Here is a 14,301-nt window from a genome sequence, read left to right as displayed (position 1 = left end):
AAACATGATCACGAAAGACATTTAGGACATACTATCAAATAGAAGATGAATCATGGCAGACTCTGACTATTCGCGACGGACGTATCTGAAGCGGGCAGCCGCAGCGAGCGTCGTCGGCATGGCGGGCGTCGCCGGCTGTACCGGTGGAAGCGACAACAGCGGAAGCGGTAACGGGAGCAACGGAAGCGGCGGGAGTGGGGGGAACAACGGCAGCGGCGGTAGCGGCGGGAACAACGGCAGCGGGAGCAGCGGCGGCAGCGGCGGTGGAACGCTGACCGTTCTTCACGGCTGGACCGGGGGTGACGGCAAGAAAGCCGTCAACAGCCTCATCAAGGCGTTCAAGGACGAACACCCCAACGTCAACACCGACTTTCAGGCGATCGGCGGCGGGGGGAACACCAACCTCGATACGACGATCTCGAACCGGGCACAGAACGAGAACCTCCCGAGTTCCTGGGCGGACTGGCCCGGCAAGAACCTCATCCAGTTCACCGAGGCGGGCCTGCTGGGGGACATCGGAAGCGACGTCTGGACCAAGGACCTCCGACAGAACTTCTCGTCGGAGGCCAAGACCTACTCCCAGGTCGGTGAGGACCCAGATTCGATCGGTGACGGTCCCTACGTGGCGGTCCCGCTCGGTACCCACCGGATGAACGACCTCTTCTACAACGTCTCGGTGGTCGAGGAGGCCGGGGTCGACCCGAGTTCGTTCTCGAAACCACAGGACCTCATCCCGGCGTTCAAGAAGATCCAGAACAACACCGACGCCGTGCCGTTCGCGAAGGGCCTTCAGGCACCCTTCACCACCCTCCAGCTCTGGGAGGTCGTGATGCAGGGGCAGGCGGGCTACCAGCCGTTCATGGACTACGTCAACGGCGAGGGCGATGAGAGCGCGGTCCGCTCCGCTCTCGAAACGGTCCAGCAGTACTACAACTACATCAACGACGACGCCTCCTCGATCAGCTTCACCGAGGCGAACGAACTCGTCATGAGCGGCGACGCCGCCTTCATGCACAACGGCAACTGGGTGGCCGGAGCCTACCGGAACAAACAGAACTTCAACTACGGTGACGACTGGGACAACGTCTCCTTCCCGGGTACCGACAACATGTACGGGATGCACCTCGACTCGTTCCCGTTCCCGGCCGGTGGCTCCGACGTCGCCAAGACGTGGCTCTCGTTCGTGGGCACCAACAAGGCCCAGGTCGCGTTCAACCAGTACAAGGGATCGATCCCGCCACGGACGGACGCCCCCACCGACCAGTTCGACGAGTACCTCACCGAGACGATCGAGGACTACGGGAACGTCGAGAACAAGCCCCCGACGATCGCCCACGGGCTGGCGGTCACCCCCGACGTCCACAGCGACATCGACGGCGTGATCACCAACGACTTCCTCGGTTCCGGCGACCTCGACAGCTCGACCCAGGGGATGCTCGACGCCGTCTCGAACTGACGTGTCTCGACTCAACGACATGATCGAGGCCGCTCGCCACCGCAGCGAACGATGGCGCGGCGACGACGTCGTCACCGACGGCGGTACCGTCGAGCGATCGTCGAGCGGGTTCGGCGGCTGGCTCCGGTCGCGAGGTCGCAGCGACTTCCTCGGCTCGTTGCCGTTCTGGCTCCCGCCCTTCCTGCTGATGGGGCTGTTCGTCTACGGCGCGATCGCCTGGAACTTCCTGATCTCGCTGACCGACGCCGAGGGCTACGGCGACCCCGAATACACGGTTTTGAACCTCCAGCAGTACGCCGAGCTGATTCAGGACCCCGCCTTCATCGACGCCACCCGAAACACCATCGTGTTGCTGGTCGGTTTCACCACCATCAGTGTGGCGGTCGGATTAGTGCTCGCCATCCTGCTCGACCGAGCGTGGCGCTTTCGCGACGGCTTCCGGACGCTCTACCTGTTGCCGTTCAGCCTCTCGTTCGTCGTGACCGCCCAGCTCTGGCTCTGGATGTACAACATCGACAACGGGATCATCAACTCGATCCTCGGGGTGGTCGGACTCCGACCCGACTGGATCGGCACCCCACAACTGGTGCTGGGCGCGGTGATATTCGCGATGATCTGGCAGTTCAGCGGCTACGCCATGGTCGTCTTCCTCGCGGGACTTCAGACGATCCCCGACGAACACTTCGAGGCCGCCCGGATCGACGGCGCGAGCAGTCTCAAGATGTACTGGCGCGTGATCATCCCCCAGCTTCGGGGTTCACTGATCAGTGCGCTCGTGGTCCTGATGATCGCGGCGCTGAAGGCGTTCGACTTCCTCTATGCCCTGTTCGGCAACTATCGGCCCGCCGCGGGAGCCGACATCCTCGCGACCCTGATGGTTCGCGAGGCGTACTCAAGTCAGAACTGGGCGTACGGCTCGGCGGTCGCGATCGTGTTGTTCGCGCTCGCGCTCGTCGTGATCGCACCGTATCTCTACGGTCAGTACCGAAATGGTGAGCTATGACGTTTGAATTCACGATATCGCAGGTAGGGTGTATCGATGACTGACGACCAGGTGATGACCGACGGCGGCGTCGCCACCGCGGAGTCGGGCTCGAACGGAGATTCCAGTTCGGGCGGCTCCTTCGGCGACCTCGATGGGTGGCGGATCGCGCTCTACGCCGTACTCGCGGTGATTACGATCTACTTCCTCGTTCCGATCGAGGCGGGTATCGTGACCTCGTTCAAGACCACCGAATCAGTCGCGAACACCGCACCGTACCTCCCACCGGGGGCTGACGGGTTCACGCTCGAGAACTGGCGCAACGCCATTGACCTGCTCGGCCCGAGCATGGTCAACAGCGCGCTGTTGACCATCCCCGCGACGATCCTGTGTGCGGCGCTCGGGTCGATCGCAGCCTACGGCCTCACGCAGTTGAGCTGGCGCGGCCAGCTCCCGATCCTGATGTTGTTCGTGGCGGGCGTGTTCATCCCCTACCAGGCCGTCCTCGTACCGCTGTCGCAGTTCTGGTCGATGGTCGATTTGGAGAGCCTGCTCTCGCCACTGTGGGCGCTACCGTTGCTCGAACCGTACCACGCCGACATCATCGAGCTGATCGTGACCCACGCGGCCTACGGCGTCCCGATCTGCACGGTCCTGTTCCGGGGATACTACATGGGCCTCTCCAACGAGATGATAGAGGCCGCGCGGCTCGACGGCGCGAGCGTCTCCCGGATCTACCGGCGCGTGGTGATGCCGCTGTCGGGGCCGATGTTCGCCGTGGTGTTGATCTTCCAGTTCACCCAGATCTGGAACGACCTCCTGTTCGCGCTGATCCTGATCGGCGGGGCGGGCGGGCCCTCCGCGCCCGTCACGCTCTCGCTTGTGGGTATCGGCGCGAGCATGGAGAGCATCAACTTCGGCCTCCGGATGGCCGGTGCGTTCCTCACCGCGCTCCCGACGCTGCTGGTGTTCATCGTCTTCGGCGACCAGTTCGCACAGGGCGTCGCGGGGCAAACATGACCGTGGAGACGACCACACACACAAGACGACCACCGATAAACGACCACCAAGGAGAACACAGATGGCGAAACTGACGCTTACGGACGTGACGAAACGCTTCAACGACGGCGGCGACGACATCGTCGCGGTCGACGAGGCCTCGATAGACATCGACGACGGCGAGTTCATCGTCCTCGTCGGCCCCTCGGGCTGTGGGAAGAGCACGACCCTCCGGATGATCGCGGGGCTCGAATCGGTGACCGAGGGAACCATCAGCCTCGATGGCGCGGCCATCAACAACCGAAAGCCGGCCGACCGCGACATCGCGATGGTGTTCCAGTCCTACGCGCTCTACCCCCACATGACCGTGCGGGAGAACATGAGCTTCGGGCTGGAGGAGTCGACCGACCTCCCGGACGACGAGATCAGGGAGCGCGTCGAGGACGCCGCCCACATGATGGGTATCGGCGACCTCCTCGACCGCAAACCCGGCGAACTTTCGGGCGGCCAGCAACAGCGCGTCGCGCTCGGGCGCGCGATCGTTCGCGACCCCTCCGTCTTCCTGATGGACGAGCCGCTCTCGAACCTCGACGCCAAACTCCGCGCCCAAATGCGGACCGAACTCCAGCGTATCCAAGAGGACCTCGGCGTGACGACCGTCTACGTCACCCACGACCAGACCGAGGCGATGACGATGGGCGACCGGGTCGCGATCCTGAACGACGGGAAGCTCCAGCAGGTCGCGACGCCCCTCGAAGCCTACCACGAGCCCGCGAACCAGTTCGTGGCGAGCTTCGTCGGCGAGCCCTCGATGAACTTCTTCGAGACCGAGTTCCAGAACGACCGGCTCGTCCACGACAACTTCGAGTACCCGCTCACCGAGGACGTGCAGGAGAAACTCGGCGGCACCGGCCACGTCACGCTCGGGATCCGCCCCGAGGACATCGAACTCGTCGACACAGTCGACGGCGACCACGACTTCCGAACCGTGGTGGACGTCGTCGAACCGGTCGGCAGCGGGAACAACGTCTACCTCGCGTTCGAGGGGACGGAGGGCGACACAACCGAACTCGACCTCGACGAAGCCGACATCGAGGGCGAATCCCGAACCTTCGTGGCCACCATCGGCGGGCTTCGCCACGTCGAGGCGGGCCAGCCCGCGGTCGCACGGATCCCCGAGGAGGCGATCCACCTCTTCGATTCCGACACCGGACGGGCGCTCCGGAATCGGAGCCTCGAAAACGCCGAACTCGTCGAACCGCAGGTCTAACCGCCGCAGCCCTATTCTTCCGCCGACGGTCGAAGCTCGTCGTAGACCGACCGGAGATGCGCGCCGTCACGCTCCCAGTTGTACTCGTGCTCGGTGGCCCGCCGTCCGTTCGCCCCGAGTTCGTGTGCGAGGTCGACATCGGTGAGGTCGACCAGCGCCTCGCCCATCGCCGGGCCGTCGCCGGCAGGGGCGACCAGCCCGCTCTCGGTTCGGGTGACGACCCGCGCGAGCGGCGCGACGTCGCTCACCAGCACCGGAACCCCCATCGCCATCGCCTGGAAGAGCTTGTGGGGCACCGTGGTTTCGGTGTGTGGCGTCGAGGCGTGGGGCACGACACAGACGTCGCTCGCGGCGACGTAGCCCGGGACGTCGTCGAACGGGACCCAGCCGGTGAACCGAACCCGGTCGCGAACGCCGAGCGAGGCGGCGAGCGATTTCAGCCGCGCGACGTAGCGTGCGTTGCCCGTCCCGACGAGCAGGAGTTCGGCGTCGGGCGTGGTTTCGACCAGCCGCGCGAACCCCTCGATCAGGCTGTCGAGCCCGCGGTGTTCGGTGAAGTTCCCGATGTAGGAGACCACGAACGACTCGTCCGGGTCGAACGGCAGGTCCGGGACGGTCGCGGTCTCGGGGTCGAAGGCAGTGCGGTCGACGGTGTTCGAGACCACGTCGACCCGTTCGGGGTCCCCGCCGCAGTCCCGGAGGTAGTGGGCACGGGCCTCCTCACAGACGGTGAGCACCCGGTCGGCGTTCTCGACGGCGTGGCGCTCGGCGCGTTTCAGCCGCCACGGCGAGAGGAACACGCGCTGGAAGAGTGCCTCGTGGTCGCGGGCGATCTCGCGCCAGCCGCGCATCCGCTGGATCTGGCGGGCGGCCTCGGGGTAGTTCTCGTGGAGGTCCGCGACCACCGGCACGTCCAGGCGTTCGCCACAGACGAGGCCGGTTCGAACCAGCGGCAGGTCGTGGACGTGGATGGCGTCGATCGGGCGACCGGCGTCGACGGCCAGCACCGCCCGCTTCCACGCCGGGTGGACCTGCGTGGAGACGTAGCGTACGCCGTCGAACAGCCCCGACATCCCGTCGAACAGCCCGTTCGCGGGGAGGCGTTCGACGTCGATACCGTCGACGCGGTCGAAGGTCGGCTGGCTCGCGTCGCCACGACACAACAGGGTGATCGAGTGGCCGGCGCGGGTCAACGCGGCGGCTTCCTTCTCGACGCGGATATCGGGCGGAAACCGTTCCGGGAGGAGCATACAGATGTGCACGACTACCTCGACGGTCGCGGCATGGCGGGTTGTCGGCTCGTCACACGGGGCGTTCTCGACCACCCGTCATGCGCTTTGTGATCCGCATCGCCCATGGCGTCATTTATCCGGGCCGGTGGAGTGGGTCGGATATGACGCTCGTCTCCGCGATCCTCCCCACGTACAACCGTGCGGGCTACCTCGACGGCGCGATCGAGACGGTGCTGGAGCAGACCCACGAGGAGTGTGAGGTCGTGATCGTCGACGACGGCTCGACCGACGGGACGAGGGAACGGCTCGCGGCCTACGCCGACGACGACCGGGTGCGGGTCCGCCACAACGAGGCGAACCGGGGGATCTCCGCGAGCATGAACCGCGCCGCCGAGGTCGCCGACGGCGAGTTCGTCTGCGTGCTCAACGACGACGACCGCTGGCACGAGACGAAGGTCGAGAAACAACTGGCACGATTCGAGCGCGCGAGCGACCGCTGCGGGGTCGTCTACACCGGCGGGGTCGTCCGCCAGGGCGACTCGGTGGTCAAGGTCTACGACCCCGAGCGGCGCGGGGACATCTACCCCGACGTGATCGCGCGCTTCGGCCTCCACCCTCATTCGAGCCACATGCTCCGGGCCGAGTGTTTCGATCTCGGGGGGTTCGATCCGGACTTCCCTCGTGGGGTGGACTGGGACCACTGCATCCGACTTGCCAAAGAATACGAATTCGAGTACGTCGACGAACGCCTCGTCGAGCGGATCTTCCACACCGACAACATCTCCCAGCAGCCGACCCACGGTGTCGAAGTCAACCGACTGATCTGGGAGAAGTACCACGACGAGATCGAGAAGTATCCGGACGTCGAACGGCGGCTCCGCGAGAAGCAGTGTCGGGCACGCGCCCGCGTCGCGCTCTCGCGCGGCGAACGCCGCCACGCCGTCGGGTTCGCCCGCCGGGCGCTCGGCTACGAGTTTTCGAGCGAGAGCGCCTTCATCATCCTCTTCGCGGTCCTGGGCCAGCGCGCGCTCGGGACCGCGCGGAAGGCGCGCGACCTCGCCATGAACTGGCGGGCGTCCGCAGACGAGTGATTCGATGGGGATCGATTAGGTCTCTTCTTCGACCACGAGTTCGCCGCCGCAGTCAGGACAGACGAGGTCGGTGCCAGTATCCGGGATTCGCATATCACCGCGGCCACAGTCGGGACAGGCTATCTCGCCGACACCGGGGATCCGCGCGATCCGGATATCATCGGTTTCGCGTGGCGCACCGAGCGCGAGCGCCGTGACTCGGTCCCTCGAATCGTTTCGTCCGGACTGAAACTCGCCGGGTTCGAATCGGATCACCTCGCCCGCGCTCACGGTTACCGCTCGACTCGTTCCGGCCCCGGACCGCCGCGTCTCGAAGGTGGCCGTGCCGTCGAGGACCACGAACACCTCCTCTTGGTCCATGTGGGCGTGGAGCGACTCGGCGAACCGCTCGCCCGGTTCGAGAACGTAGCGATTGACCGCGACGTCGGTCGTTTCGAGTGTGTCCCCGATCCGCCGCCGGTCGACACCGGTTTCGGTACGTGAGGCCTCGACGTCCCGAATCGACGTTCGTTCCATGACTCGCGATTTCAAGGCACGGGCAAAAGGGTTCGTCGTGGCACGATAGCCCCGAAGCTCATCCGAGGAGCGAGTAGACCCGTTGCATGGCGTCCATCCCCGGGCGACCGAACAGCGACGCGCCCAGTGGGATAGCGGTTCGGACCGATGGTGCGTGATAGCACGCCAGCGCGAACGCCTTGACCGTCGCCGCCGACCACTCGGCTTCTCGAAGTTCCGTCCGGCCCTGAAGTCGATAAGTGTTGGCGAGCGCGTTGGCGCGGACGGACGGCGGGGCGGCGCGATAGAGGTCGTCGTACTCCCGAATTATCTCCTTCCGGCCGCGGATGAGACCGTCGGATTTCCCCCTGGAGCCCTCGATGACGCCCCGCCGCACCAGCGAGTCGTCGACGAACTCGAAGTCGTGCTCGCGCGCGAGGTCGATCATGAACCCGAGGTCGTCGCCGCCCGGCCGGTCGGGGAACGGGAGCACGTCGTCGAGCGCGTCCCGAGAAACGAGCATCGTCGAAGTCAGACACGGCGAGACGTCGAATTCGAGCGCGCGGTGGAGGACGTCGCCGCGGACGGCGGGATCCGGGAGGATAGTAGTACCAGTCTCGTAGGTCATCCCGCAGTAGGCCACGCCCGCGCCCGTGCGTTCGAGGAGGTCGACCTGCCGGGCGAACTTCCCGGGCAACACGCGGTCGTCGTCGTCGAGGAACTGGACGAATTCGCCGGAAGCACGGTCCGCGCCGACGCTCCGAGCGGGGTTCGACCCGAGGTTCTCGTCGAGTTCGACGGAGGTCACGTCGTGGGCTTCGACCACCTCCGCGGCGTGGCCCTCGCCGGAGTCGTCGACCACGATGGTCTCGGTGGGGTGGTCCTGGTCGGCGACGCTCTCGATGGCTCCCGAGAGCCGGTCGTTGCGGAAGTAGGTGGGTATCACGACCGAAACCAGTCGGTCCGCGGCGGTCATACCGGGAGGAGCGAAGGAGTAGGTAAATGTGTGCCGGGAGAGCACCACGGCCATGCCCCGCGACGCCACCCTCCGGAAGTGGGTGTCACAGCCCCCGACCAGCCCGATCATGCAGTCCCTCCGCGACGAGGAGCGCCGGCGCGCCCTCGCCCGCCTCGACGGGGCGCGGGTACTCGACCTCGCGAGCGAGGCACGCGTCACCGGCGGGATCGAGGCCGAGTCGGTCGCGCGCGTCGATTTCTCGCCCGCCGCGAGCGAGTACGCGAGGGAGGTCGTCGAGGACGACGTCGAGTTCCACACCGCGGACCCCGAGAACCCAGACCTCCCGTTCGAGCGCGACGCGTTCGACGCCGCGATATCGATCGGACCGTACGACTGGCGGTTTCTCGACGTCGAGGGCCTCACCGCCGAGGTCCACCGCGTGCTCCGTCCTGATGGCCGGTTCACCTTCTCGGTGCCGACGCCGCGCTCGCCCTACGCCGTCAACGATTGGACGGAGAACCGCTACTACGACCCCGCCGAGGCACACTCGCTGGTCGCGCCCGACTGGCGGCTTTCGGCCACGGATTCGGTCTTTCAGTACCCCTACTACGTCCACATGGGGCTCAATCGACTTCCCGAGGAGTATCAGGAGCCGTTCGTCGAGTTCGCGGAGCGGGCGAGCGACGAGCTCACCCGCCTCGATCGTCAGGACCTGGCCTCCTACCTCGTGCTCACCGCCGAACCGCTCACGTATCAGAGATACCTCGACGACGGCCTCGAATCGCTGTTTCGGCCCGCGACGGAGAACGGCTTCTGGGACCCGAAGGAAGGGAAGTTCGTTCGCGGACTGGAGTACGACCTCGTCGGCGAGGGAGTTCGACCAGGAGACTTCGCGTGGTCGCGCGACGACGGCGTGCAGTGGCGCTACGCGCCGTTCGCGCTGATGGGCGCGCTCCAGTGGCGCACCTCACCCATCGGCGACGAACGCTACGACGAGCAGCTCCGGCGCGCGCTCGCGTACTTCGAGGAGAAGATCGGGGTGGCGCTCGACGAGATGCCGAGTTACGGGATCGGCCCCCTGACCTGCGCGTTCGCGCTCGCCGACGACGTCTTCGACGGGGACCGGCTCGCGGTCGCACGCGACCTCTTCGAACACGCTCGCGAGCGGTTCGACTTCTCGCACGCCGAGGACGGTCTGCTGGCCTACGGCTGGTCGTTTCTCGCCGAGCGCGACGACGACCCAACCGTACACGAGGCGCTCTCGGACGCGGTCTGGGAGCTAAACGACCGGCTCACCGGCCACGGGGTCTTCGTCTTCGAGAACCACACCACCCGCCGCCACCAGAACCAGATGTACGTCTGCTGGGGGCTCGCCCGCGCGGCCGACGTCGCCGGCCAGACGGGCTACGTCGAGAACGTCGGACGGGTGCTCGAACGCACAGTGAAAGAGCGGATGCGCCCGGACGGCGCGTTCGTCTGGGAGGACGTGCCGGCCGCCCAGCGCGCCCGCCGAGCCGCCACCAAACGTCTCGGCTTCCGGCCGCCCCACTGGGACTTCCTCTACTCCTGTCACCAGACCTTCTTCGTCAACGCGGTCGCGGAGTACGCCGCGGCGGGCGGCGAGCGCGACTTCGACCACGCGGTCGCCCGTGCGATGGCGTGGGTCTACGGCGAGAGCGCTCGGGGCGATCTCGTGGAGACGAGCGGTATCGGGGTTCCCCTTCGGTTCCTCACGACCGACGGCCGGCTCGACGTCCCCGACCAGAACTACAAGGGCTCCTACGAGGTCGGCTCGTACGTGATGGCGCTCACGAACCTGCTCGCGGGGTCGCTCTCGGGTCGCGCCCGAACCCACTCGTAACCCCGCTGGAGCCGCGCCGCATCGATCGCCGGGTCGTAGGCGGTCCCGGCCGCGTGCCGACCGTTCGCCCCGATTTCGGCCCGGGTTTCGGTGTCGGCGAGCGCGACGAGCGCATCGGCGAGCGGGCCCGTTCCGTCGTCGACGACGCGGCCGGCCTCGGTCTCGGCGAGCACGCGTCGGATCGGCGGCGTGTCGGGCGCGACGACCGGCACGCCGGCCGCCATCGCCTCGTAGAGCGCCGCCGGAACCGCGGTCTCGGGCCCGATCGGTGCCGACGGGAACACACACGCGTCGCTCGCGGCGACGTAGTCGGTCAGGTCACCCTCCGTCCGGAATCGGATCCGACCCCCGGCGAGGCGTCGCCGGGCGAGGGTTTCGAGGTCGTCGAGCGTCTCTTCTCCAGGATCGCCGACGACCACCACGCGAAGCGAGACCGCCTCGTCCGCGGCGCGCGCCGCGGCCTCGACGAGGGTTTCGAGGGAGTCCCGTGACGAGCCCTCCGCGAGCGCGGCGACGACGAACGCGTCTTCCTCGAATCCCAGCTCCTCCCGGACTTCGGATACGGTCGCGGGGTCGGCCTCGCTCGGCGCGACGGTGTCCCGGGCCACCGATAGCTTCCGAGGGTCGACGTCCCGCTCGCGAACGTACGCCGCACGGGCCTCCTCGCAGGTCGTGACGAGCCAGTCGGCGTCGGTGAGGCGCTTCACGAGCCGACCGCGTCGCCACCGCGGCTGGAAGACACGGCGCGCGACCCCGCGAAGCCGCCCGCCGCGGGACGGGTCGCTGGCGACCGCGGCCGTCGGGCCGGGGAGGTCACAGACGGCGGGGACGTCGAACCGCTCGCCGAGCGCCAGCCCGGTCTTCACGAGCGAGAGGTCGAAGACACAGACGACGTCGATCTCCTCCTCGTCGTCCACCGCGCTCGCGGCACGAATCCACGCGGGGTGGACGAACTGGAGCGCGTAGCGCACGCCGTCGAGCACCCCACGAGCGCCGGTGTAGAGCGAGTCGTCGGCGACCCGCTCGATGTCGATCCCGCCGCGGAGTTCGTGGTCCGGTTCGTCCACGCCACGGGCACAGACCGTCACGGCGTGGCCCGCCCGGTGGAGCGCCTCGGTGTGGCGTCGGACCCGACCGTTCGGCGGGTAGCGACCCGCCGTGAGCAGACAGACGTGCATCGCTACAGACCTCCCCGCGTGCGGACGGTGTTAATGTCAGTCCTCACGCACCCGCTCGGCTTCGCTCTTGTGGTCGGCGGGGTCGGCGAGCAGCCGGTCGTAGATCCCGAGGAGGTCCTCGGTGACGGTCGCCCACTCGTAGCGCTCCTCGACGGTGGCGCGGTTCGTCCGTCCCATCGCGGCGGTCCGTTCGGGGTCGGCGATGAGCTCGGCGAGCGCCTCGGCGAGCGCGTCTGCGTCGCGTGGGGCGACCAGAACGCCGTTCTCCTCCCCGATCACCTCCGGGATCGCGCCCACGGTGGTCGAGACGATGGCGTTGCCCGCCGCCATGGCTTCGAGGATCGCGATCGGCAGTCCCTCGGCGTGGGAGGGCAGCACGAAGATCGACCCCGACCCGAGGAGCTCGTGCTTTCGTTCCTCCGAGACGAACCCGAAGTACTCGACGTTCGGGTTGGCCGCCGCGAGGCGTTCGGAGTGGTTCGAGAGGGCACCCTTCCCCGCCAGCGACACCCGAAAGTCGAGGTCGCGGTCGGTGAGCTGGTCGATCGCGTTGGCGAGTTCGGCGATGCCCTTCCGGCGGAGCTGGTTCGATATCGCGACGATGTGTGGGCTGCCGCCGTCGAACGCCGGGACGTAGTTCTCGGAGTCGACGGCGTTCGCCAGCACCACGAGTTTGGTGGGGTCGGTGTGGGCCGCGAGGGTCTCGCGCCAGTACGCCGACAGCACGATTATCTCGTCGGCGGCGTCGTAGACTATCGACTGATACCACCGGACGAGCGGGTTCTCGGTGGCGACGAAGGTGTCGAACGACGAACCGTGGATGTGGAGCACCACCGGACAGCCCCAGACGTGTTTCGAGAACAGCACGTAGAAGCCCGCCCGGTAGAACGAGAACCGGTGCGAGGAGTGGACGTGGACGACGTCGGGTGGCGATCGGGCGGTGTAGCTCACCGCGTTCCAGACGATCCGGAGGAGCGAGCGGATGAACGCCAGCACCCCCGCCGTGTCGAACGCGCCGCTCCGGTGCGAGGAGATCCGGACCTCGCCCGCGAGGTGGCGACGCTGCTCCTTGATGTACTGGCCGATCCCGCCGGGACCGTGGCGACCGACGACGAGGAGCCGGGTTTCGCGGCCCCTCATTCCACGTAGCCGAGCCCGCGGAGTCGCTCCTCGACGTCGCTGAAGTCGTCGTCGTCGGTGCCCCGCTGTCCACCCGACCCCGCGTAGTTCGTCGTCGTGACGGCCCGTTCGGCGGTCGGCGAGCCCGACGCGAACAGCTCGTCGAGCACCCGCCCGTCGGTGTCGGCGGGCACCGACTCGCCCATCGCGTGGAGCACCGTCGGCGCGACGTCGACCACGCTGGCGTTCTCGGGTGTGCTACCGGGTTCGACGTCCGGCCCGTCGGCGAAGAAGATACCGTCGGGGCGGTGGTCGGCGGCGTGAGCACCGGGGTCCGAGAAGACCTCGGGCGCGAGCGAGGGCTTGACGTAGTAGCCCTCGCGGGGTTCGACCACGAGGTCGGGCGATTTCGGGTCGGTCGGGAAGAGGTCGTCGCCGTCGTGGACGTCGAGCACCTGCTCGCCGTCGTCGCCACGGAAACTCGTGAGCACGTCGACCAGTTCGGCTTTGAGCGCGTCGACCTCGCTGGGTTCGACGACCCCCTGGTCGAAGCGCTCGGTGTCGTTGATGTAGAGGGTCCCCTGGGCGTGGACGAAGGCTTTGGTTCGGGTGTAGTCGACGTCGTAGCGGACGTTGTCGCCCGGGATGCCGGCCGCAAGCCGGTCGACGAGCGGCTGCGGGAGCCGCTTCGCGAGGCGGTTGGTGTCGATGCCGAGGTCGTCGAGGGTGCCGAGGACGCGCTCCTTGGTGAGCCCGACCCGCGAGAGGGTGCTCCGGCTCGCGGTCTCGTCCTTCGGGGTGAGGTAGCCCTCGTTCGCCAGCAACCGGTTGACGTGGACGTTCTTGTCGATGGGGCCGAAGCCGTGGTCCGAGACCACGAACAGCGTGAGGTCGTTTTCGCGGGCGTACTCGCGGGCGTCGCCGATGACCTCGTCGAGGAGTTTGTAGTGAGCGAGCAGGACGTCCTCCTCCCAGAGGAGGTGCTGGAGGCGGTCGGGGGCGGTGTAGACGAAGAAGAACAACCGCCAGTCCTCGTCGAGCGCGTGGTTCATGTACGTGCGGCGGGCGTTCACCAGCGCTTCGAGCGCCGCGGGGAACTCGTCGGGTCGGTCCTTGTACTCGTTCCAGTCGAGCCCGATCTCGTAGTCGGGCGAGACCCGGTCGATCTCGTCGGCGAGCTCCGGCGGATAGGTGAACCCCTCGTCGCGCGAGGGGGTCATCATCCCGGTCACCATCCGGCCGTCGATCTCGCTCGCGGGGTAGGTCATCGGGACGTTGACCGCCGTGGACGGGGAGACCATCTCCCAGAGCGCGGGCCGGGAGACGTCGGCCCCGGTGTTGACCCGGTGGCGGTAGTTGGTGCCGAGCTTGTAGAAGGCGTAGACGCCGTGTTTGTCGGGCCAGGTGCCGGTGGCGATAGAGGGCCACGCGAGCGCGGTGTTCGCGGGTTTGGTGCTCGCGAGCGGGCCGGCCGCGCCCGCCTCGAACAGCGCCGCGACGTTCGGTAGCTCGCCCGCCTCAGCCCATCCGCGGAGACGTTCGAACGGCACGCCATCGAGCCCGAGAACGAGCGCGCGGTCGGGTGTGGTGCCGTCGGTCATGGCTGGATCACGATGCACTCACTCCTGTCGTGACGCTCATTACCGTTTTCATTCGCCCG

The 14,301-nt window shown here is 67.3% G+C and carries 12 protein-coding genes; 6 read left to right on the top strand and 6 right to left on the bottom strand.

Going from position 1 to position 14,301, the window contains the following annotated elements; genetic code table 11:
• Positions 1–52: 52 nt before the first annotated feature.
• From GT355_RS01010 to GT355_RS00995, 4 genes are all read left to right on the top strand, one after another.
• Positions 53–1,456: an ABC transporter substrate-binding protein gene (locus tag GT355_RS01010; protein WP_160132778.1), complete on the top strand. Its 1,404-nt coding sequence runs from the start codon at positions 53–55 to the stop codon at positions 1,454–1,456.
• 19 nt (positions 1,457–1,475) lie between these two features.
• Complete coding sequence (locus tag GT355_RS01005) at positions 1,476–2,459, top strand: carbohydrate ABC transporter permease (protein ID WP_160133967.1); 984 nt, start codon at positions 1,476–1,478, stop codon at positions 2,457–2,459.
• 36 nt (positions 2,460–2,495) lie between these two features.
• Positions 2,496–3,458: a carbohydrate ABC transporter permease gene (locus GT355_RS01000; RefSeq protein WP_160132777.1), complete on the top strand. Its 963-nt coding sequence runs from the start codon at positions 2,496–2,498 to the stop codon at positions 3,456–3,458.
• A 61-nt stretch (positions 3,459–3,519) separates the two neighbouring features.
• Positions 3,520–4,707, top strand: coding sequence for an ABC transporter ATP-binding protein (locus GT355_RS00995; protein WP_160132776.1), 1,188 nt, complete (start codon positions 3,520–3,522; stop codon positions 4,705–4,707).
• 11 nt (positions 4,708–4,718) lie between these two features.
• Here the strand turns inward: GT355_RS00995 and GT355_RS00990 are convergent, their stop codons facing one another.
• Positions 4,719–5,969, bottom strand: coding sequence for a glycosyltransferase family 4 protein (locus tag GT355_RS00990; protein WP_192927938.1), 1,251 nt, complete (start codon positions 5,967–5,969; stop codon positions 4,719–4,721).
• Positions 5,970–6,100: 131 nt separating this feature from the next.
• Here GT355_RS00990 and GT355_RS00985 point away from each other — a divergent pair, with 131 nt between their 5' ends.
• Entirely contained in the window at positions 6,101–7,030 is a 930-nt protein-coding gene (locus GT355_RS00985; protein WP_160132774.1) for a glycosyltransferase family 2 protein, read from the top strand.
• 15 nt (positions 7,031–7,045) lie between these two features.
• Here the strand turns inward: GT355_RS00985 and GT355_RS00980 are convergent, their stop codons facing one another.
• The gene (locus GT355_RS00980; protein ID WP_160132773.1) at positions 7,046–7,546 is read right to left on the bottom strand and encodes a cupin domain-containing protein; all 501 of its coding nucleotides are present in this window, start codon (positions 7,544–7,546) and stop codon (positions 7,046–7,048) included.
• Positions 7,547–7,604: 58 nt separating this feature from the next.
• On the bottom strand, positions 7,605–8,501 hold the full coding sequence (locus GT355_RS00975) for a glycosyltransferase family 2 protein (protein ID WP_160132772.1): 897 nt from the start codon (positions 8,499–8,501) through the stop codon (positions 7,605–7,607).
• Positions 8,502–8,553: 52 nt separating this feature from the next.
• Here GT355_RS00975 and GT355_RS00970 point away from each other — a divergent pair, with 52 nt between their 5' ends.
• Positions 8,554–10,344, top strand: a complete 1,791-nt coding sequence (locus GT355_RS00970; RefSeq protein WP_160132771.1) for a class I SAM-dependent methyltransferase — start codon at positions 8,554–8,556, stop codon at positions 10,342–10,344.
• On the opposite strand, the gene GT355_RS00965 is transcribed toward GT355_RS00970, so the two are convergent.
• Genes GT355_RS00965 through GT355_RS00955 form a run of 3 tightly spaced genes read right to left on the bottom strand, consistent with a single transcriptional unit; the run spans position 10,263 to position 14,242 of the window.
• Complete coding sequence (locus tag GT355_RS00965; protein WP_160132770.1) at positions 10,263–11,522, bottom strand: glycosyltransferase family 4 protein; 1,260 nt, start codon at positions 11,520–11,522, stop codon at positions 10,263–10,265. The genes GT355_RS00970 and GT355_RS00965 overlap by 82 nt on opposite strands.
• Positions 11,523–11,558: 36 nt before the next feature.
• Positions 11,559–12,662: a glycosyltransferase family 4 protein gene (locus GT355_RS00960; RefSeq protein ID WP_160132769.1), complete on the bottom strand. Its 1,104-nt coding sequence runs from the start codon at positions 12,660–12,662 to the stop codon at positions 11,559–11,561.
• A complete protein-coding gene (locus GT355_RS00955; protein ID WP_160132768.1) occupies positions 12,659–14,242 on the bottom strand; it encodes an alkaline phosphatase family protein in 1,584 nt (527 codons plus the stop codon). Before GT355_RS00955 ends, GT355_RS00960 begins: the two co-directional genes overlap by 4 nt.
• Positions 14,243–14,301: the final 59 nt, after the last annotated feature.

This window comes from Halococcus salsus (assembly GCF_009900715.1).
Lineage (GTDB): Archaea > Halobacteriota > Halobacteria > Halobacteriales > Halococcaceae > Halococcus > Halococcus salsus.
Note: the sequence above shows the minus strand (reverse complement) of the source record. Positions and strands in the feature narration are given on the sequence as shown.

Coding starts and splice junctions, on each gene's coding strand:
- GT355_RS01005 (WP_160133967.1), top strand. CDS start 1,476: ATGATCGAGGCCGCTCGCCACCGCAGCGAACGATGGCGCGGCGACGAC.
- GT355_RS00955 (WP_160132768.1), bottom strand. CDS start 14,242: ATGACCGACGGCACCACACCCGACCGCGCGCTCGTTCTCGGGCTCGAT.
- GT355_RS01000 (WP_160132777.1), top strand. CDS start 2,496: ATGACTGACGACCAGGTGATGACCGACGGCGGCGTCGCCACCGCGGAG.
- GT355_RS00970 (WP_160132771.1), top strand. CDS start 8,554: ATGCCCCGCGACGCCACCCTCCGGAAGTGGGTGTCACAGCCCCCGACC.
- GT355_RS00980 (WP_160132773.1), bottom strand. CDS start 7,546: ATGGAACGAACGTCGATTCGGGACGTCGAGGCCTCACGTACCGAAACC.
- GT355_RS00995 (WP_160132776.1), top strand. CDS start 3,520: ATGGCGAAACTGACGCTTACGGACGTGACGAAACGCTTCAACGACGGC.
- GT355_RS00960 (WP_160132769.1), bottom strand. CDS start 12,662: ATGAGGGGCCGCGAAACCCGGCTCCTCGTCGTCGGTCGCCACGGTCCC.
- GT355_RS00985 (WP_160132774.1), top strand. CDS start 6,101: ATGACGCTCGTCTCCGCGATCCTCCCCACGTACAACCGTGCGGGCTAC.
- GT355_RS00975 (WP_160132772.1), bottom strand. CDS start 8,501: ATGACCGCCGCGGACCGACTGGTTTCGGTCGTGATACCCACCTACTTC.
- GT355_RS01010 (WP_160132778.1), top strand. CDS start 53: ATGGCAGACTCTGACTATTCGCGACGGACGTATCTGAAGCGGGCAGCC.
- GT355_RS00965 (WP_160132770.1), bottom strand. CDS start 11,522: ATGCACGTCTGTCTGCTCACGGCGGGTCGCTACCCGCCGAACGGTCGG.